The following is a 19,419-nucleotide window of genomic DNA, read 5'->3' as shown; positions in this document are numbered from 1 at the left end:
ATTGTAGGGATATATGCTTAAACTAATTTATTACGTACCAGATGAACATCTAGAAAAAACCAAGCAGGCTGTATTTGCAACAGGTGCCGGTGGTATTGGAGATTATGCCGAGTGTGCCTGGCAGGTTTTGGGAAAAGGCCAGTTTAAACCATTAAAAGGTGCTGATCCTTTTATTGGAGAGGTGGGTGAACTGGAAGAAGTTGAAGAATGGCGCGTGGAAATGATTGTCCCGGATGAAAAGGCGGTAGAAGTCGCCAAAGCCTTAAAAGAAAGCCATCCTTATGAAGAGCCAGCTTTTGAGTTTATTCAGCTGCTGGATATCAAGGTCTAAAGTCGAAATATTATCTACAATCTATTTCATCTCGGCGCGTTCACTTTAGCGCGCCGTCAGTCTACATTTAAAAAACAGTCAAACTGCTTTTGTTATTATAAGATTTGCCATAACGCTCCAAATAAAAAATACAATAAGGAAAATAACAATGCAGTGGCCAAAACCGCTGAGCAGCATGCTCAAAAGTACGCTCAGTAAATCCATTCAATATGGTGCAGAAATTCTGCATAACCGTATTCCATATTCTCATGATAATCCTTATCTGGACGGTATATTCGCACCGCAGCGACAGGAAAATTTTTCTACCCAACTGAACGTAGAAGGTCAGATTCCAGCGGAACTCGATGGTGCTCTGATGCGGATTGGCCCAAATCCAATCATGGTTAAAAATCCGAGAAATTATCACTGGTTTACAGGTGATGGCATGATCCATGCTTTGAGGCTAAAAGGTGGTGAAGCCCATTGGTATAAAAGCAGTTATGTCGGTGCTGCCAGCGTTCAGAAGAAACTGCATCGACCACTGATTCCAGGTAAAACACGCGGTGTAGCTGATGCTGTAAATACCAATATCATTAACTTTGCAGGAAAAATTTGGGCGCTGGTCGAAGCGGGTGCTTATCCGATTGAAGTAAATAGTGATATTGAATCAAAACGGCATCATTTGTTTGAAAATGAAAAGGACCTACCATTTACAGCCCATCCGCATATTGATCCTGAAACCGGAGATATTCATGCAGTTTGCTACGATGCCTTGAGTCAAAATAAAGTTTTTTATCTACATATAGATGCGCACGGTAAGCTGAAACATCACGTCGAGATCCCCGTAAAACATGGCCCGATGATTCATGACTGTGCTATTACTAAATCTCAGGTTTTGATTCTAGATCTAAATGTCAATTTCTCGGTTCGCAGTGCTTTAGCAGGGTCGATGCTGCCATATCAATGGAATCCAAAACGACAGGCATGTATTGGCGTATTGCCTTTTGGTGGTAAGGCCACTGATATTCGCTGGTATGAGATTGATCCCTGTTTTATTTTTCATACCGTGAATGCTTATGACTTAAATACTGGCGATATAGTGATGGATGCAGTCGTGCACTCCCAAGCCTTGGTTAGCTCGATTCAGGGACCGATTGAAGATCACGATATTCGGCTGGAACGGTTTATCTTTGAACAAGGGACAGGGAAAGTTACCCGAACCGTACTGTCGGATGTTAAGCAGGAATTCCCTCGGATCAATGAAGCCTCTACCGGGCGGCAGTACCGTTATATCTATAGTATTTCCTTTGGTGAATTTGACGATCCTACTCATATTCGTAGCAATACGTTGATGTGTTTTAATCTAAGAACTCGAACGACAGAAAGTTATTCCTTTGGTGAAAACTGGGTCACCGGTGAGGCGATTTTTGTCGCACGGGAAAATGCTCAAGCAGAAAATGATGGTTGGCTGATGTCATATGTGCATGCTTTAGATTGTGGTCCATCCAAGGTTGTGATTCTTGATGCACAGCATATTACTGATGGGCCGATTACCACGATTCATTTACCGGTTCGAGTGCCAGTTGGGTTTCATTGTAATTGGATTGATTATCGGAAATTAAGAGCGAACTATTCTTAGATTAGTGGGTTAACAATTTGAAAAATTCATCGTAGTTGTTAAGCTGCACAGCCTCATAAAGCGTGAAAAATTCTAATATCAGTTCATAGGCTGATGTTACTTTGAGAGATGAGGTATGTATACCGTAAAGTAACCAAAATCTTTTGCTAGGCAGAAGATTCGTCCCTGAATCTCTGCCTAACGGCGACCTCCATGTCGCCAATCGTGTATCTAATTAAGACTTAAATCTTTTGAATAAACAGCTCACGATCAAAACGATACTGCGGGAAGAACACGCCGTCTTTGGCACGTTCACCAGCGCCAATGACCATCACTGGATATTGCTGATCATTCAGATCCAGAATTTCACGAACCATAGGCTCATCAAAACCTTCCATCATACAGCTGTCAAAACCATAGGCACGTAAAGCCAGTACCAGGTTCTCACAGGCCAGCGCCGTAGTCTTAGTAGCCCAAAGTTTGGCATCAGCAGGACTAAATGCAGAAACCGGCATTTGCTTATCGAGTGTACGTGCGACTTTGAAAGCAACTTTCTTGAAGTTACCAAAGGCATTCAAATAACCAGTCTTGTAGTTGTATGGAATGTACTTATAGTACTTTTTAATTGCTGGTGGCGCTTCAGGGAATGGAAACTCGGTAATATTCAATTTCGCCATTTCATCAATACGGTCGGTACGTGCTACACAGACAATTAATTCAGACGCTGTTTTAGCAGCCAGCTGGCTCATACAGGCTTTGACCAAACGCTTTTTCTTGGATGGGTTTTGCACCACATAAAACGTCCAAGGTTGCAGATTAGATGAGTTTGGTGCCAGCAGTGCGAGATCTAGACAATTATCCAGTACTTCGGCAGGAATTGGCTTCTTGGTAAATTTACGCACAGAACGGCGACTTTCAATCACCTTACGGAAATTATCTACATCAATATCCTGAGGAGCAGGTTCGTAATAACGTTTCTTTTCAGGATTTGCACTATCGGTAGTTTGGGTGGTCTTTTGGGAGTTTTCATTAGTCATAAGCTAGATTCTTTCAAAGATATAAAAGATTGAGGCAGTCTAAACTGCCTCAATTAAAAGATAAGTTTCAGAATTAGTTGAATTGTGTGAAATCAGGTTTCCGTTTTTGCATAAAGGCCTGAACAGCTTCTGTCATTTCAGCTGAACCGACACGCTTCATAAAGATCTCAGCTTCATCATCAATACACTCGATAATTTCAGCCAGATTATGCTTCATCAGCGCTTTAGTCTGCTTAATAGAAGCGAGTGGTAAAGCGGCAAGAGTTTTTGCTTGTTTTTCAGCTGCGGCATAGACATCTTCTTCAATGCTATTGACCAAACCAGCACTCAGTGCTTTGTCACTGTTAAATCTTTGAGCGGTGAGCAGTAATTCCGCCGCTTTATGATAGCCAGCTTGTTGTACTAGTAGCTTGCTTGAAGCACCTTCAGGCGACAGACCCAGACTGACAAATGGAATCTGGAACAGGGCAGTATTATCGCTATACACTAAATCGGCATGCAGCAGAATCGTTACCCCGATCCCAATCGCCACACCACGAACGGCAGCAATTAAAGGCTTGGAAAATTTTGCAGCAGACTTCAACAGGACAAAAGGAGGGGTATCGCCAGCCTTACCTTGCAGAGGCGTCTGAATAAACTTCATAAAGTCCTGCATGTCATTGCCGGCACTAAAGTCCGCATCCTGACCACGTAGAATCACCACACGAACACTGTTGTCCTGATCCGCTTCATCCAGCGCCTGGGCTATCCATAGATATAACTCGCCGTAGAGGGCATTTTTAGCTTCAGGGCGATTAATGGCTAAGGTCAGTACGCCATTGTCTAAATTCGCATTTAAATGCTGATGCGGTTGTTGAATACAGCTCAGTGTCATCGTACTATCCTTGCTTTATTAATATGAATTTATTGGCGCTTATTATGTCGTAAAAATTTCCGTACGACATAACTGATGCGTTCATAAAAGTTAGATGTGCTATGAAATATAAATTTGATTATCTGGTTTTTATTGGTCGTTTCCAGCCATTTCATCTGGCTCATATGCAAACCATTAAAATTGCTTTGCAGCAAAGCCAGCAGGTGATTTTGGCGCTTGGATCAGCGCAGCAGGAACGCAATATCAAAAACCCTTTTCTAGCCGCTGAACGTGAAGAAATGATTCTGTCGAATTTTTCCGAAGCAGATCAAAAGCGCATTAAATTCGTACATGTGATTGATGTCTACAATGATGAAAAATGGCAAAAACTGGTGAAATTACTGGTTGCTGAAGTAGCAGAGTTAAATGCTAAAGTTGGTCTGATTGGTCACTTTAAAGATGAATCTTCTTATTATTTAAGTTTGTTCCCGGAATGGGAAATGGTGGAACTGGATAGCTTGGTGGGTGCAATTTCAGCGACACCTTTACGTGAAGCGTATTATCGCGGTGAAGTAGTGGAATCAGCTTTTCCTTTAGGCACCAGTGAGTTTTTACATAAATTTAAAAATAATGAGATTTATCAACAATTGGTCAACAAGTTTGAACTAAATGATAAAACAAATCTAGGCTGAAACCGTTTTAAGGTAGTGAGTTCATTTGATTGTTAAGGATGAACACAATGAATCTATTCCTGAAAAATATAGCTTATGCAGGTGCTTTATCTGCTATGTGTATATCGGCTGCGTATGCTAAAAGCTGGACATTGACGCCTCAAAGTAGTGTCGGCTTTAGCATTAACTCCTTAGGTTTGAATGTGGTAAAGGGAAATTTTCAAGAGTTCAAGGCCGTAATGCAGTTTGATCCCGATCAGCCACAACAGTCATCTACTGAGTTCACTATGCAGGTGGATAGCCTGGAAGTTTCCAAACCTAGCCTTAAAAATATGATTATGGGTGAGGACCTGTTTCATGCATCGCGCTATAAAACAGTCAATTTCAAAAGTACGCAGTTTAAGCCAAATGGTACGAATCGTTATCAGGTTATGGGGCAACTAACATTAAGAGGTGTTACTCGACCAGTGGTATTCGATACCACTCTGACACCGAACAAGGCTAATCCTAATCTACTCGATGTGAAATCCACTACGGTAATTAATCGCTCAGATTTTGGGATGAAGAAGGCCACTGCAGGCGTAGGTGAAAAGGTTAATATTCATTTAATGGGGCAGTGGAAAACCCAATAATGTGATATTCAATTTCTGTGAATTCGGCAGGACATATAGAACTGTTTATTGAATTGGACTATTCATGCACTGTTCTGCCTGTTCCAGAATGACTTTGGTTAACTGTTTTAGAGCGGGAGATTGCTGTTTCCAGTGATGCCAATATAAAGGTACATCACAATTGCATTCAGGCAGTATTTCGATCAGTGTCCCATTTTGAATCTGGTCCGCAATTTGATAGTCCGGCACCAAACCATATCCTAATCCTGAAAAAATAGCATCCGCAAAGGCGGTCGAGGAGGGGATATAGTGAAAAGGAAAACATTGCTGGTTTAAGCCAAATTGAGTTAACAGTAGATGGCTATGTAAATGATCCTGATCATTATAAATCACAGCGGGTGCCTTACGCAGTGATTCCCGGTGAATGCCTTGTTTAAACCAGGAATGCACAAAGGCAGGTGTTGCGACCATTCTATAATGCATCTGTCCAATAAAATGAGCCTTACAGCCCGGCATGGCTTCAATTTCACTGCTAATACATGCATTGACTTGGCCCTGCTCCAGAAGCTTATGAGTTTCACTTTGAACAGCAACCTGAAGATTCAACGTGATTTTTTCTGCAAGCAGGGTAGTGTTCAGACAGGGAAATAACCAGGTTGCGAGTGAATCCGCATTTACCGCGATATGAATCGAGCTAAATTCTGCTTTATTTTGACCATTTAATTGCTGGATCAATTGCTGCTGTAACAGGCGTTGATGCTGCAAATAATTCAGTAAGGTTTGACCGGCATTGGTCACTTTACAAGGACGCTCACGTAGTACCAGAACTTGCCCCAAATCTCTTTCCAGATTTTGCACTCTTAAAGTGACTGCCGAAGCCGTTATATTTAATACTTTTGCGGCAGCATCAAAACTTTGGGTTTCTGCAACAGCCAGAAAAGCATCACAGTTTTTAGAATTAAGTGGCATAGCTTACCTAAATAAAATTTAGTCTAAATGATATTTTCTTAATTATATTTAATTGAAAAGAATAACATAGATAATGATCCCCATCTTTATAATTCCATGATATTCCAATGTTAAATGCATATATACAAGGTCTGGCGGTAGGCTTTAGCCTGATTATTGCCATTGGTGCACAAAATGCTTTTGTATTGAAGCAGGGCTTGAAACAGCAGTATGTCTTTGCGATCTGTATGTGTTGTGCTTTATCTGATGCAATATTAATTTTTGCCGGTGTTTTGGGGTTTTCACAATTGATGCTGGTCAATCCGCACTGGATCAATATGGCGAAATATCTGGGTGCAACTTTTCTGGCGATCTATGGCGCTCAGCATTTTTATCAGGCCTGGAAGAATGAGCAGCGTCTGGACACAGATCAAAAAGATGTGCCTTCTTTATATAAGGTTTTGCTGATTTGTTTGATGCTGACCTGGCTCAATCCGCATGTTTATCTGGATGCACTGGTCTTGATTGGTTCCATCTCCACCCAATATTCCAATGCACAGATACAATTTGCCTTAGGAGCGATTAGTGCGTCCTTTGTATTCTTTTTTGGACTGGGCTATGCAGCACGTTATTTGCAACCTATTTTTCAGCGTCCAAAAGCCTGGAAAATACTGGATGTACTCATTGGCTGTGTAATGTGGTCAATTGCAGTTTCTTTAGTGAACTGAATTATTCTTTGTAGTACCTCTAAAGAAAAAGGCATGATATTTCTATTCATGCCTTTTTTTGATTTTATGAAAGATCTTAAGCAGCTTGTAATGCTTTCAAATCTTCTAAAACCTGTTCAGCATGGCCAGCAGCTTTTACCTTGCGGTATTCTTTGACCAGCTTGCCATTATGGAAAATGAAGGTAGAGCGTTCAATGCCCATGACTTTCTTGCCATACATATTCTTTTCTTTAATGACATCAAAGTGTTTGCATAACACTTCCTCTTTATCACTGATCAGATTGATAGTCAGATTCTGTTTTTCAGTAAAGTTCTGGTGCGCTTTAACCGAATCACGTGATACGCCCAGAATAGTCGTATTGAGTGCATCGAACTGATCTTTTAAACAAGAGAAACCGACTGCCTGAGTAGTACAGCCAGGTGTCGAATCTTTAGGATAAAAATAGATAACCAGCCATTCTGCATCCAGTTGGGCCAGATTAATTTCACCTGTAGTGGTTGAAAAAGTGTGCTCAGGTAAGCTGATCTCAGACATGGTCTCTCCAATTTTTCTAAATTTTTTCAAAAAAATAAGCCACATTATAGTGGCTTATTCTAGAAAAACATCCGTCAGGATTATTTCTTTTGAGCGGCTTTATTGGCTTCTGCAGCAAGTGAATTTAATTTACCTGCGAGCTGTGGGCCTACACAAGACTGCACATTCTGGCTTTGTTTTTTAACAAAGTCTAAAGTTGCAGGGTTTTTCTTCTGGTTAATGGTGCTTTGAATCTGCCATTTCTGAGCTTGAGTCAATTTACCTTCTGCATCTACTTCACATGTACAAAGCTTATTCACATCAGACTGAGTCAGTTTTTTGTACTTCACTGCCTGTTTGTATGGAATAGCACAGGCTTTAATTAAACCGTCACGTACATTTGAACTGCTTCCAGCATTTTTCATGGCAGTTGTGTATTCTTTTTTCATTGCCTCAAATTCTGCTTTTGCCTTAGCTTGATCATTATTTGCAAAAGATGCAGTTGAAAATAGGGCAGACAAAGAGAGTAGGCTAGTCGCAAGTAATTTGGCTTTAATATTCATAATATGGATTTATAACCTTGATCGATTTTAAAGGTAATAACGTGTCGGGTCTTCAACACCTGCATCAGCAAAACCTTGCTTGCGTAAACGACAACTGTCACATGTTCCACACGCACGTCCTTGGTCATCTGCTTGGTAGCAAGATACCGTTTGACTGTAGTCTACGCCATGTTCTAGGCCTAAGCGAATGATATTTGCTTTGGATAAATGTAACAAAGGTGTTTCAAATTTCAGGGCTTGACCTTCAACACCGACCTTGGTTGCAAGGCGTGCCATGTTGGCAAAAGCTTCAATAAATTCCGGGCGGCAGTCTGGATAACCTGAATAATCCACCGCATTAATCCCGATCACAATTGCCTCAGCACCGAACACTTCTGCAGCAGCCAAAGCATAAGATAAGAAGATGGTATTTCGTGCAGGTACATAGGTTACCGGAATACCTTCCTGCAATTGGTCTGGTACCTCAATGCTATGATCAGTAAGGGCTGAGCCGCCTAGGTTACCTAAATCAATATTGATGACACGATGTTCTACACCCGAGCGTTGAGCCAGTGCACGAGCTGCATCAAGTTCTGTAGTAGAGCGTTGGCCATACATAAAACTCAGTGCAATACATTCATAGCGTGCCTGCGCCCAAGCCAGACAGGTTGTTGAATCTAATCCGCCAGATAACAATACAATGGCACGAGGGCGCATAACAAATACTCCAATATAGTAAATTTACAAAAATTAACGACCAGTTTCATCATTCCATAACAACTTGTGCAGCTGCAGCTGGAAACGAACAGGGAGATGGTCTTCTAAAATCCATTGAGCCAGATCACGTGCCAATTGTGGCAAGCGTGCAGCTCCTTTTTCAACTGCAAATGCAGGGGAGAACCAGACTGTACTGACTTTTTCATTCAACTGGTACTGTTCTACCTGCTGTTTTGACCATTCATAATCTTCACGATTACAGATCACAAACTTAATCTGGTCATGCTGAGTCAAATGATCCAGATTTGTAAGCAAATTTCGTGCAACTTCACCTGAAGTTGGCGTTTTTAAATCCAGAACTTTGGATACCCGTGCATCCACTTTAGAAACATCTAATGCACCACTGGTTTCTAAAGAGACTTCACAGCCTAAATCTGCAAGTCGCTGTATCAGAGGTAGGGCGTTCGGTTGCGCTAATGGTTCACCACCGGTCACACAGACATAAGGCGTTTTAAAATCAAGCGTGGTCTGGATGATGTCATCTAAAGATTTACGCTCGCCACCTTCAAAAGAATAGGTAGTATCACAATACGTACAGCGCAGTGGACATCCGGTTAAGCGGATAAATACGGTCGGTAAACCTGCAGTATTGGCTTCACCTTGTAATGAATAGAAGATCTCCGTAATGCGTAAGCCCGCAGACGGATCAGAAACTGGAATTGCGGAAGATCGAAGCGTATTCATAACAACATTAACCACTGAAAAATAAATAACAATGTATAAAAATAAAAATCCCTACGATCATTGCTGACCGTAGAGACGAGGAGCGGTTGAAGCTCCGAGGAACACAAATGTGTCCTCTAAGTTAAGACATCTTAGTCTTCGCGAAGCAGATCGTTCAGGCTAGTTTTAGCACGAGTTTTCGCATCTACTTTTTTCACGATTACAGCTGCATATAAGCTGTATTTACCGCATTTAGATGGCAGGCTGCCTGATACCACAACAGAACCAGCAGGTACGCGGCCATAATGAATTTCGCCAGTTTCACGGTCATAAATCTTGGTGGATTGACCAATGAATACGCCCATTGAAATGACAGAACCTTCTTCAACGATTACGCCTTCAACGATTTCAGAACGTGCACCGATGAAACAGTTATCTTCAATAATAGTTGGATTAGCTTGAAGCGGTTCAAGAACACCACCGATTCCTACACCACCAGACAAGTGAACATTTTTACCGATTTGAGCACATGAACCTACAGTTGCCCAAGTATCGACCATTGTACCTTCATCTACATAAGCACCGATGTTCACATAAGAAGGCATCAGTACCACGTTTTTCGCCTGGAAAGAACCTTTACGCGCTACCGCCGGAGGAACAACACGTACGCCAGCAGCTTTAAACTGCTCGTCAGTCCAGTCAGAGAATTTAGTATCTACTTTGTCGTAGAAGCGAAGATCACAAGCTTCCATTGGTTTGTTATCGTTTAATTTAAATGATAACAATACCGCTTTCTTAATCCATTGATGAACAACCCATTCACCTTCGATTTTTTCAGCAACACGTAAAGTACCATTGTCCAGGCCAGCAATTACTTCCTCAACTGCTTGACGGATTTCAGCAGGACAGTCTGCTGCTGTGAAATTCGCACGGTCTTCAAACGCTTGTTCAATGATTGTTGAAAGCTGAGACATGATCTTCCTTCCAGAAAAAAATTTCCGATATTTTACACTATATTGCTCTAAAAAGATGGAAAACTAGGAAGGGTGCTGAATTAAATTCGCAAGTAAAGTGATTAGTATCCTTTTCGTATTTTAGATATGTACAAACATTGTTTAAAAAAGGCTTATCATTCAACAAGAAAAATTAATATGTATCAAAAAATAACAAAAGCTCAGCAAAACACGAATAAAAAATATTCATTGACTCCTTTATATTGAGCTCATCACGAATAACTAATGATGAAAAAAAAGTTCTTTTGAGGAGAGAAATAATGAAAGCTTTATATCAACTTTTAGCAGTATCCGTTCTAGCTGCCACAGCTGGATCTGTCATGGCTGCTGATGAAACAATCGTAACAGATGAAGGCGTAGCTGAATTCTCTTTCTTTAAACCTGCAGCTGTTCGTGCTGAAGTCGGTACTACCGGTTACGGTGGCGCGATCTCTTGGAATGCTAACCCTTATGTAGGTGTTACTCTAGGTTATAATGGTGGTGATATTTCTTGGACTGATGATTTATCAATCAATGGTACAAAATATGACCTAGATATGGACAATAACCTGACTTATTTGAACGCTGAAATTCGTCCTTGGGCGAACTGGTTCTATATGGCTGCCGGTGTAGCATATATTGATAATGATTACGATCTATCTCGCCGTATTGGTGGTGGTGAAACTTTAAGCATTGATAACAATGACTATCAACTTGCTGCTGGTGCTACAGAAGGTCGTGTAAATGGTAAGTTATCTTACAAAAATAATATTGCTCCGTATGTAGGTCTTGGTTTCTCTCCAGCAATCACTAACCGTTGGGGTGTATTTGGTGAAATCGGCGCATACTACAATGGTAACCCAACTGTGGATTTAACTGCTACAGGTCTTGCACCAGTAGAAGGTTCTCCTAGCGTAGGTACAGCGATTGAAAATGAAGAGCGTAAAATTCGCGAAGATAATAAATATGAATGGTTCCCAGTGGCAAAACTGGGTGTAAGTTTCCGCTTCTAAGCTGTAGCTGCTAAACCTAATAAAAAAACGAGCTTCGGCTCGTTTTTTTTTGTTTATTAAAAGCTATTGAAAATGATAGCCCAACTTCATACCGACCACCCAAACATCATTATCATCCACCGCAGATAAGCCTACAAACTGGGGTATAACAGCGTTTGAATTTGTTTTAGGCTTTTGGAATTTTAAATAATACAGTCCTGTAGCAATATCCCAGTGTTTTCGAAAATTCTGAAAATAGCCCAAACCCACCCCCCAATAACCATCACTCGGATTCAAGGTAGAAGCTGGATTTACCGTACCTGAGTCCCATAAGATTTCAAAAGAATGAATAACAGAAGAAGGCCATTGATGGGCGATTCCAAGTTTGGCTGACCATTGATCCTCCTGATAATCGATCATCTTGATATCTTTTACTTCAGGAAACTCCAAATCGGCATAATCAATCACTGCACCGAATTTCGGTGGTTGAATGACGAAATCTTGCCAATTTACCCAGCGTAAACTCGCATAAAAAATATTATGAGAGGGAAGTCCGCTCTGAATATCTAAATTAATAGATTGAGGTGTTTGTACTTTCGTAAAGCTTGACGTAGGTATACCGACTGCAATTGATTCTGTGGTTTCCAGTTGATGGTTTATGGCTGAACGATAAGTTAACGCCGTTCTAAAGAAATACTCAGGAATTTGATAGCTCATTCCAGCGAGCCAGCCCCAGGCAGCATTTTGTTCAAGCTGAACGTGATAACCATTAAAGACCGAAAAAGATTCACCTACCAAACTTAGATTACCTTCTAAGGTCTGATAACTTAGTCCTACATAGAGATTCCAATTGGGATCAGGCTGATAACCAAGAATGGAAGTTAGATTATAACTATCAAACTCAATATCGGCTGCTTCAATCTCTGTAGGTTCGCCTGCAAAAACTGGACTATATTGATATGCAACATCCACATGGAAGGGCTGATCGTAAATGAGTCCCCAAGAGATCTGTGGGTGAAGCTGTAATTTTAATGCCGCATTGGCAACCAGCTGATTATTCGCAAGTTGACCCGTGGAAAAATCCTGAATACCTAATTGTTCTAATAATTTGGTATGCTGCACCTGACCGCTGACATTGGGATTTGTCCATGCAAATGACACTTCGGCATAATGATCCTTTTCAAAAAAGGACTGGATGGTTTGATTGGATTGCTCAAAAGCTGCTGCAAAACTTGTCCCGGAAAAAATCAGTCCATATCCCAAGAGGGAAAATTTGTAGCTCATCATTAATATAATTTATTTATTGAATTATACTGTGATTATGCTTGATTTTTATTGAAATAATCTACCGTTAAAATTAAAAAAGAGGCAATACGCCTCTTCAATTCAGAAAGTACAATCCATATTATTCATCTGGATAAGCCACTTTTTTAAGTGCCTTGATATCTGCATCTGGTGAGCATAAAGAAATAAACTCATAACCATAACCACGTAATAAGTGGCCTTTACGTACTGCGATCCAGGTAGTATTTACTCCGAAAATATCGGTTTTAATCTGTTTCAGACGATAGTCACGTTCTGGATCATAAGCCAGATCATTGACAATGCCGACACCCATGTTGAGCTCGACATAAGTTTTAATCACATCGGCATCCAGAGCTGACATGACAATATCAACATCTACACCGGCTTCTTCAAAGGCTGAGTCGATTTTAGAACGGCCTGTGAAACCACCATGATAAGTAATAATCGGATAGCCAGCGAGGTCTTCAATACGTATCTGTTCTTTGCTATTTAGCGGGTGATTTTGCGGCGTAATAATACTGTGCTGCCAGTTATAATAAGGCACACTTGCCAGATTTTCTTCAGTCGTTAAGGCTTCAGTCGCAATCCCGATATCTGCTTCACCCTGAAGTAGCATTTCAGTAATTTCCATTGGACTGGCTTGTTGCAAAATCAGATGAACTTTCGGAAATTCTTTTTTGAACTGATTCACGATCGGCGGTAATACATAACGTGCCTGAGTATGTGTTGTTGCAATGGTCAGCGTGCCTTCATCGACCTTGTTAAAGTCATCCGCAAGACGTTTGATATTGTCTGCATCAACCAGCATACGTTCTACAATGCCGAGAAGCGCCTGACCTGGCTCAGTCAATCCTAATAAGCGTTTACCTTTACGGATAAACAGCTGTACACCAAGCTCATCTTCCAGGTCTTTAATATGCTTACTGACACCTGACTGCGAAGTGTAAAGCGCGGCTGAAGCTTCAGTTAAGTTAAAATTCTGTCTAACAGTTTCTCGAATAATTCTTAATTGTTGGAAATTCATAATTCTTTACCCTATAAGAGGATGGGGCATTTAAAAGCCCCATCTTGCAGTCTTACGCGACCTGGTTTTCAAATAAATGCAGATTTAATGCACTCAACCAAACAGTTTGATCCGGACGGAATTGATGAGCGCGAGCTTCTTCTGGTGTCAGTGAAATTTCAATCAGATTGCCTTGGCGGTCATTCAATTCTGCAACAACTTTTCCTGCAATCCAGAGTTCACGAATAAACGTGGCCTGAATCGCATTCTCTTGTGGTTGTGCATGAATACGCAGTTCATCCGGGCGAGCGAAGACAATGACATTACCCTGAGCTGCCTGTTTAGCGGCATCGAACTGAATACGGTCTTCACCTAGCTGAAGTATGCCGCCATTATTCTGGCCTTCGAAGCGGTTGGCTTGTCCCAGGAAGTCAAACACGAATGGTGTTTTCGGTGTTTCATACACTTCACGTGGTGAACCGATCTGTTCCACATTGCCTTTGTTCATCACCACGATCTGATCAGCAACTTCTAAGGCTTCTTCCTGATCGTGAGTGACGAAAATTGAAGTAATGTGCAGTTCATCATGCAGGGTACGTAACCAGCGACGTAGTTCTTTACGGACTTTGGCATCTAGTGCGCCGAACGGTTCATCCAGTAACAGTACACGTGGCTCAACGGCTAGTGCACGAGCAAGTGCAATACGTTGACGCTGACCACCAGAAAGCTGAGCCGGATAACGGTCTGCCAGGAAGCCAAGTTGTACCAGATCAAGCAAGCGGGTCACACGTTTTTTAATTTCTGCTTCCGATGGACGAGTAGAGCGTGGACGGACACGCAGACCAAAAGCCACGTTATCGAATACGGTCATATGACGGAACAGGGCATAGTGCTGGAATACAAAACCCACTTCACGTTCACGAACGTGAACATTGGTTGCATCCTGACCTTCCAGAATCACCTGACCACCGTCAGCAGATTCCAGACCAGCAATGATACGCAATAGGGTAGTTTTACCACAGCCTGAAGGACCAAGAAGGGCAACCAACTGACCATCCGGGAAATCTAGGGAAATGTTTTTCAGTGCATGGAATGCACCAAAGTGTTTTTCAATATTTTTAACTTGAATACTCATGTGGGCATTCCTTAAGAAACTGTTGAATCGTCATTACGTTTGTCTTGTTTTTCCTGGCGCAGTTCGACCCAGGTTTTCAGAACCAGAGTCACAATTGCGAGGAGAGCCAGGAGCGATGACACGGCAAACGCAGCGCTAAAGGTATATTCGTTATATAGAATTTCGACGTGTAGCGGCAAAGTATTGGTTTCACCACGAATATGGCCAGAAACCACTGATACTGCACCGAACTCACCCATGGCGCGGGCATTACACAGAATTACGCCGTAAATCAGACCCCATTTGATATTTGGCAGGGTCACTTTCCAGAAGGTTTGCCAGCCAGATGCACCGAGTACAATCGCAGCTTCTTCTTCTTCAGTACCTTGCGCTTCCATTAAAGGGATCAGCTCACGTGCTACAAAAGGTACGGTAATGAAGATCGTTGCTAGAACAATCGCAGGAACGGCGTAAAGGATCTTGATGTCATTATCCATCAACCAGCCACCCATCCAGCCTTGAGTACCGAAAATCAGTACCAGCATCAAGCCTGCAATAACAGGTGATACCGAGAAAGGCATATCGATAATGGTGGTTAAAATTGACTTACCAGGGAAGTTAAACTTCGCTACTGACCAGGCTGCAGCTACGCCGAATATTACATTCATTGGTACCGCGATCACAGCCGTTAGTAAAGTCAGTTTGACCGCAGATAAAGTATCTGGATGAACAAGGGCTTGCGTATATACGCCAACCCCTTGTTTAAATGCTTCAACAAAGACCAGAACCAAAGGCAGGATCAGGCAGCTTAAAAAGAAGATCAGTGCAATCGCAATCAGGGTATAACGTACCCAGGTCGGCTCACGAGTCGCATCGCGGGATTGCAGCTTTTCAGCCAGCGCATTGCTGTTGGTATTTAAACTCATCGTGCAGTTCTCCCGGTACGGCGGCTCGCCCAAGCTTGCAATAAGTTAATCAGGAAGAGCATTACAAAGGAAATGAGCAGCATCACTACAGCAATTGTGGTCGCACCTGCATAGTCATATTCTTCCAGACGGGAAATAATCATTAAGGGTGCAATTTCAGTTTCAAAAGGCTGGTTACCCGCAATGAAAATGACCGAACCATATTCACCGACACCACGTGCAAAAGCCAATGCAAAACCTGTGATCAGTGCTGGCAGTAGAATCGGGAAAATAACTTTAGTGACGATCTGAAAACGGTTCGCACCGAGTGCAGATGCTGCTTCTTCCAGTTCAGTTTCTAAATCAGAAAGAACTGGCTGTACCGTACGGACCACAAAAGGAATACCGATAAAAATCAAGGCCAGGGTAATACCGATCGGGGTATAAGCCACCTTGATGCCGATGGGATCCAGATATTGACCAATCCAGCCAGTCGGTGCATATAAAGAAGTCAGAGCAATACCGGCAACTGCAGTTGGCAGGGCAAAAGGCAGATCGACCAGTGCATCGACAATACGTTTGCCCGGAAAGCTATAACGCACCAGACACCATGCCAGTAACAGGCCAAAAACTACATTAATCAAAGCAGCGATAATGGCTGAACTAAAGCTTAGCTGTAATGATTTCAAGATACGTTCAGAGCTCAGGATTTCCCATAAGCCTTCCCAGCCAATGCCGAGTGATTTAATAAAAACGGCAGAGAGCGGGATCAGAACGATTAATGACAAATACGCTAGGGTAAAGCCTAGAGAAAGACCAAATCCTGGCAGCACTCGGGATCGCTGCGACATGATTACTCCTCAAAAGAGAGAATGCTGGTTAAAGTTAACCAGCGAAAATTAGAAAATAGAATCGGCACAAGCATAATTTGCAGGGACTAAAATGCAAATTTAAAATAATACTTGCTCTCATCAACTTTGCTGATATGGTGCATAGCCTTTTCTGAAATCAAATATTGTTCAATTTCAGGAAAAGGACCAAAACCGGAAGCAACATTGACATGGCCTACAGCTCCCAGATTAATCGGTTTGATCTTCCAGGCTTTCGCCAGAACCTGGGCATCTTCAAAACTCAGCCAAGGATCATTTTCACTGATCAGCAAAGTCGTTGGAGCCTGAATCTTGAGCTGCTGAAAATAGGCGCTGTAATCCATCTGGCTATCACGGGCAAAACCATTTTCCCCAAAACGTGCAGGATTGGCAGGTGCAACCAGAACCAGATTTTTGACTTTAGTATTCAGTTCAGGATACTGGGCCAGTGCTGCCACGCTGGTCAAACAGCCAAAGCTATGTGCCACAATTTGTACATCATCTGGAATGGCTTGCAGGGTTTTAACAAATTCTGCGACCCATACATCCAGTACCGGATGATTCCAGTCTTTTTGCTGCACCCGGGAGCAACGCATGAGCCGGTGTTGCAGGCAGGTTTGCCAGTGATTGTATTCACTGCCACCTACACCGGGAACAATAAGCGTATGAGTCATGTCGATGCTCCTGTATGAAATCAGCTTAAATTATTTTTTGCGCTGTTAGCTTTAACGATCTGGTCAAAAACACCACCATTTTCAAAGTGGGCTTTCTGTACTTTATCCCAGCCACCAAACTCCTGATCAATAGTCACCAGTTTTAATGGCTTAAAGACTTGGTTATATTTCGCCAGTATTTTTTCATTACGTGGGCGATAGAAGTTACGTGCTGAGATTTCCTGACCCAGTGGTGAGTAAAGGAAGTTTAAATAACCCTGGGCCAGGTATTTGTTGCCTTTTTTATTGGCATTCTTTTCAACAATCGCCACGGGTGGCTCAGCCAGAATTGACAGGGAAGGAGTCACAATTTCAAACTTGCCCGGTTGTTCACGAAGGGCTAAATGTGCTTCATTTTCCCAAGCCAGTAATACGTCACCGATGCCACGTTCAGCAAAAGTGGTGGTTGAACCACGCGCACCTGAATCAAGTACTTTGGTTTGTTTATAGATTTTACGAACAAATTCTTGTGCAGTTTTGTCGTTACCGCCCGGTAAGTGTTTTGCATATGCCCAAGCTGCTAAATAGTTCCAGCGTGCACCGCCTGAAGTTTTAGGATTTGGCGTGATAATCGCTACACCTGGTTTTATCAGATCACCCCAATCCTTGATGCCCTTTGGATTGCCTTTACGTACCAGGAATACAATAGTAGAAGTATATGGTGTTGAGTTTTGTGGTAATTTTTTCTGCCAGTCTGCAGGTAACAGTTTGGCTTTTTCGACCAGTACATCAATGTCAGCGGCTAATGCCAAAGTTACGACATCGGCATCCAGACCATCAATCACGGCACGTGCCTGTTTACCTGAACCGCCATGTGACTGTTTAAAGTTGATGCTTTGGCCAGTACGGCTTTTCCAGTATTTACCAAATTCTTTATTGACGTCTTCATAGAGTTCACGCGTCGGATCATAAGAGACATTCAGAAAGTCGCGCGCTGCAGCAGAAAACGAAGTTGCTGAAATAACAGCAGCCAGAACCCCTAGTTTTAGTTTTGTTGAAATGCTCATGTGAACCTCAAACTCTTACACGTTTTGTAACATGAGTGAAGAATAAACCTATTCTTTATGCATAAAAAATAATTAAAAATGAATTTTATATGAAAATATAAGATAAAAGGTTTTATAAGTATTTGAAACAACAATGGCCTTATTCAATAAGGCCATTGTATAGACATTTATTATTACGATTTTGTACTATTTGCCTTTACGATCTGGTCAAAGATACCGCCATTGGCAAAGTGTTTTTTCTGTACCTTGTCCCAGCCACCAAACTCTTTATCAATGGTCACCAGCTTCAGCGATTTAAAGACATTGCTGTATTGTTTTAATACTGCCGGATTACGTGGACGGTAGAAATTCTTTGCAGCAACCGTTTGACCCGCAGGTGAGTACAGGTAGTTCAAATAAGCTTTAGCCAGATTTTCATTGCCATCTTTTTTAGCATTCTTTTCAACGATTGCCACTGGTGGCTCAGCCAGAATCGACAAAGAAGGGGTGATGATTTCAAACTTGCCTGGCTGTTCACGAATGGCTAAATGTGCTTCATTTTCCCAAGCCAGCAATACATCACCGATACCACGTTCAGCGAAAGTCGTTGTTGAACCACGTGCACCTGAGTCGAGTACTTTAGTTTGTTTGTAGATCTGGCGAACAAAGTCTTGAGCTTTAGTATCATTGCCGCCTGGCTGATGTTTCGCCCAAGCCCAAGCTGCTAAATAGTTCCAGCGCGCGCCACCAGAAGTTTTCGGATTTGGCGTAATGATTTCTACGCCCGGTTTCACCAGATCGCCCCAGTCTTTAATGCCTTTAGGGTTGCCTTTTTTCACCAGGAAAACGATGGTTGATGTATAAGGTGTCGAGTTTTGTGGGAATTTTTTCTGCCAGTCTTTAGGTAGCAGGCCACGAGCAGCGATTTCATCAATATCTGCAGCCAGGGCCAAAGTCACAACGTCCGCATCCAGACCATCAATGACAGCACGTGCCTGTTTACCTGAACCGCCATGTGACTGTTTAAAGTTCACATCCTGACCAGTAGATTTTTTCCAGTAAGCACTGAATTCTTTATTAAAGTTATCGTACAATTCGCGAGTTGGGTCATAAGACACGTTCAGGAAGTCTTTTGCAGATACGCTAAAAGCGGTTGCTGAAATAAGTGCTGCCAATACCCCGATTTTTAATTTACGGATGTTCATATTTGCCTCAAATGTTTCTTTGTTTTGTTGGATGGGGCAAGAATAGCTGGAGATTTTTTGCAT

General features: G+C 42.1%; 22 protein-coding genes. 6 read left to right on the top strand and 16 right to left on the bottom strand.

What is annotated here, in order from left to right; all coding sequences use genetic code 11:
• The first annotated feature begins 13 nt into the window (after positions 1-13).
• Both FTU03_RS07905 and FTU03_RS07900 read left to right on the top strand, forming a co-directional pair.
• Positions 14-331 carry an NGG1p interacting factor NIF3 gene (locus FTU03_RS07905; protein WP_179992684.1) on the top strand — a complete coding sequence of 106 codons (318 nt, stop codon included), beginning with the start codon at positions 14-16 and terminating at the stop codon, positions 329-331.
• 148 nt (positions 332-479) lie between these two features.
• A complete protein-coding gene (locus FTU03_RS07900) occupies positions 480-1,949 on the top strand; it encodes a carotenoid oxygenase family protein (RefSeq protein ID WP_179992685.1) in 1,470 nt (489 codons plus the stop codon).
• A gap of 221 nt (positions 1,950-2,170) precedes the next feature.
• Here FTU03_RS07900 and FTU03_RS07895 read toward each other — a convergent pair whose 3' ends face one another.
• Both FTU03_RS07895 and FTU03_RS07890 read right to left on the bottom strand, forming a co-directional pair.
• The gene (locus FTU03_RS07895) at positions 2,171-2,965 is read right to left on the bottom strand and encodes a nitroreductase family protein (RefSeq protein ID WP_179992686.1); all 795 of its coding nucleotides are present in this window, start codon (positions 2,963-2,965) and stop codon (positions 2,171-2,173) included.
• 73 nt (positions 2,966-3,038) lie between these two features.
• On the bottom strand, positions 3,039-3,839 hold the full coding sequence (locus FTU03_RS07890; RefSeq protein ID WP_179992687.1) for an enoyl-CoA hydratase: 801 nt from the start codon (positions 3,837-3,839) through the stop codon (positions 3,039-3,041).
• A gap of 101 nt (positions 3,840-3,940) precedes the next feature.
• Between FTU03_RS07890 and FTU03_RS07885 the strand changes: the two genes are divergently transcribed.
• The gene (locus tag FTU03_RS07885) at positions 3,941-4,510 is read left to right on the top strand and encodes a nicotinate-nicotinamide nucleotide adenylyltransferase (RefSeq protein ID WP_179992688.1); all 570 of its coding nucleotides are present in this window, start codon (positions 3,941-3,943) and stop codon (positions 4,508-4,510) included.
• Positions 4,511-4,557: 47 nt separating this feature from the next.
• Positions 4,558-5,121: a YceI family protein gene (locus tag FTU03_RS07880; RefSeq protein WP_179992704.1), complete on the top strand. Its 564-nt coding sequence runs from the start codon at positions 4,558-4,560 to the stop codon at positions 5,119-5,121.
• Between the two features lie 45 nt (positions 5,122-5,166).
• On the opposite strand, the gene FTU03_RS07875 is transcribed toward FTU03_RS07880, so the two are convergent.
• A complete protein-coding gene (locus tag FTU03_RS07875; protein ID WP_179992689.1) occupies positions 5,167-6,069 on the bottom strand; it encodes a LysR family transcriptional regulator ArgP in 903 nt (300 codons plus the stop codon).
• A gap of 107 nt (positions 6,070-6,176) precedes the next feature.
• On the opposite strand from FTU03_RS07875, the gene FTU03_RS07870 reads away from it, so the two are divergent.
• Entirely contained in the window at positions 6,177-6,776 is a 600-nt protein-coding gene (locus FTU03_RS07870; protein ID WP_166138351.1) for a LysE/ArgO family amino acid transporter, read from the top strand.
• A gap of 76 nt (positions 6,777-6,852) precedes the next feature.
• Here FTU03_RS07870 and FTU03_RS07865 read toward each other — a convergent pair whose 3' ends face one another.
• From FTU03_RS07865 to dapD, 5 genes are all read right to left on the bottom strand, one after another.
• Positions 6,853-7,311, bottom strand: a complete 459-nt coding sequence (locus FTU03_RS07865; protein ID WP_159124055.1) for a peroxiredoxin — start codon at positions 7,309-7,311, stop codon at positions 6,853-6,855.
• Between the two features lie 80 nt (positions 7,312-7,391).
• A complete protein-coding gene (locus FTU03_RS07860) occupies positions 7,392-7,853 on the bottom strand; it encodes a hypothetical protein (protein WP_034171206.1) in 462 nt (153 codons plus the stop codon).
• A gap of 27 nt (positions 7,854-7,880) precedes the next feature.
• Positions 7,881-8,549, bottom strand: coding sequence for a 7-cyano-7-deazaguanine synthase QueC (gene queC / locus FTU03_RS07855; RefSeq protein WP_034704975.1), 669 nt, complete (start codon positions 8,547-8,549; stop codon positions 7,881-7,883).
• A 33-nt stretch (positions 8,550-8,582) separates the two neighbouring features.
• Positions 8,583-9,293, bottom strand: coding sequence for a 7-carboxy-7-deazaguanine synthase QueE (gene queE / locus FTU03_RS07850; RefSeq protein ID WP_159124056.1), 711 nt, complete (start codon positions 9,291-9,293; stop codon positions 8,583-8,585).
• A gap of 131 nt (positions 9,294-9,424) precedes the next feature.
• A complete protein-coding gene (gene dapD / locus FTU03_RS07845) occupies positions 9,425-10,246 on the bottom strand; it encodes a 2,3,4,5-tetrahydropyridine-2,6-dicarboxylate N-succinyltransferase (protein WP_004784553.1) in 822 nt (273 codons plus the stop codon).
• A gap of 299 nt (positions 10,247-10,545) precedes the next feature.
• Here dapD and carO point away from each other — a divergent pair, with 299 nt between their 5' ends.
• The gene (gene carO / locus FTU03_RS07840) at positions 10,546-11,277 is read left to right on the top strand and encodes an ornithine uptake porin CarO type 6 (RefSeq protein WP_179992690.1); all 732 of its coding nucleotides are present in this window, start codon (positions 10,546-10,548) and stop codon (positions 11,275-11,277) included.
• A 63-nt stretch (positions 11,278-11,340) separates the two neighbouring features.
• On the opposite strand, the gene FTU03_RS07835 is transcribed toward carO, so the two are convergent.
• The 8 genes from FTU03_RS07835 to FTU03_RS07800 all read right to left on the bottom strand — a co-directional run bounded on the left by FTU03_RS07835 (position 11,341) and on the right by FTU03_RS07800 (position 19,356).
• Positions 11,341-12,543, bottom strand: a complete 1,203-nt coding sequence (locus tag FTU03_RS07835) for an outer membrane protein transport protein (RefSeq protein ID WP_179992691.1) — start codon at positions 12,541-12,543, stop codon at positions 11,341-11,343.
• Between the two features lie 118 nt (positions 12,544-12,661).
• Positions 12,662-13,585: a CysB family HTH-type transcriptional regulator gene (locus tag FTU03_RS07830; protein ID WP_179992692.1), complete on the bottom strand. Its 924-nt coding sequence runs from the start codon at positions 13,583-13,585 to the stop codon at positions 12,662-12,664.
• A gap of 52 nt (positions 13,586-13,637) precedes the next feature.
• A complete protein-coding gene (locus FTU03_RS07825; RefSeq protein ID WP_004784543.1) occupies positions 13,638-14,699 on the bottom strand; it encodes a sulfate/molybdate ABC transporter ATP-binding protein in 1,062 nt (353 codons plus the stop codon).
• A gap of 11 nt (positions 14,700-14,710) precedes the next feature.
• On the bottom strand, positions 14,711-15,604 hold the full coding sequence (cysW, locus tag FTU03_RS07820) for a sulfate ABC transporter permease subunit CysW (protein WP_004784540.1): 894 nt from the start codon (positions 15,602-15,604) through the stop codon (positions 14,711-14,713).
• Positions 15,601-16,434 carry a sulfate ABC transporter permease subunit CysT gene (gene cysT, locus FTU03_RS07815; protein WP_004784537.1) on the bottom strand — a complete coding sequence of 278 codons (834 nt, stop codon included), beginning with the start codon at positions 16,432-16,434 and terminating at the stop codon, positions 15,601-15,603. Before cysT ends, cysW begins: the two co-directional genes overlap by 4 nt.
• Before the next feature lie 86 nt (positions 16,435-16,520).
• Entirely contained in the window at positions 16,521-17,126 is a 606-nt protein-coding gene (locus FTU03_RS07810; RefSeq protein ID WP_179992693.1) for an alpha/beta hydrolase, read from the bottom strand.
• Positions 17,127-17,146: 20 nt separating this feature from the next.
• Positions 17,147-18,172 carry a sulfate ABC transporter substrate-binding protein gene (locus FTU03_RS07805; RefSeq protein ID WP_179992694.1) on the bottom strand — a complete coding sequence of 342 codons (1,026 nt, stop codon included), beginning with the start codon at positions 18,170-18,172 and terminating at the stop codon, positions 17,147-17,149.
• A 173-nt stretch (positions 18,173-18,345) separates the two neighbouring features.
• The gene (locus FTU03_RS07800; protein WP_179992695.1) at positions 18,346-19,356 is read right to left on the bottom strand and encodes a sulfate ABC transporter substrate-binding protein; all 1,011 of its coding nucleotides are present in this window, start codon (positions 19,354-19,356) and stop codon (positions 18,346-18,348) included.
• Positions 19,357-19,419: the final 63 nt, after the last annotated feature.

The sequence above is a fragment of the Acinetobacter sp. YH12046 genome, assembly GCF_013419905.1.
Lineage (GTDB): Bacteria > Pseudomonadota > Gammaproteobacteria > Pseudomonadales > Moraxellaceae > Acinetobacter.
This window is presented reverse-complemented; position numbering and strand designations above follow the sequence as displayed.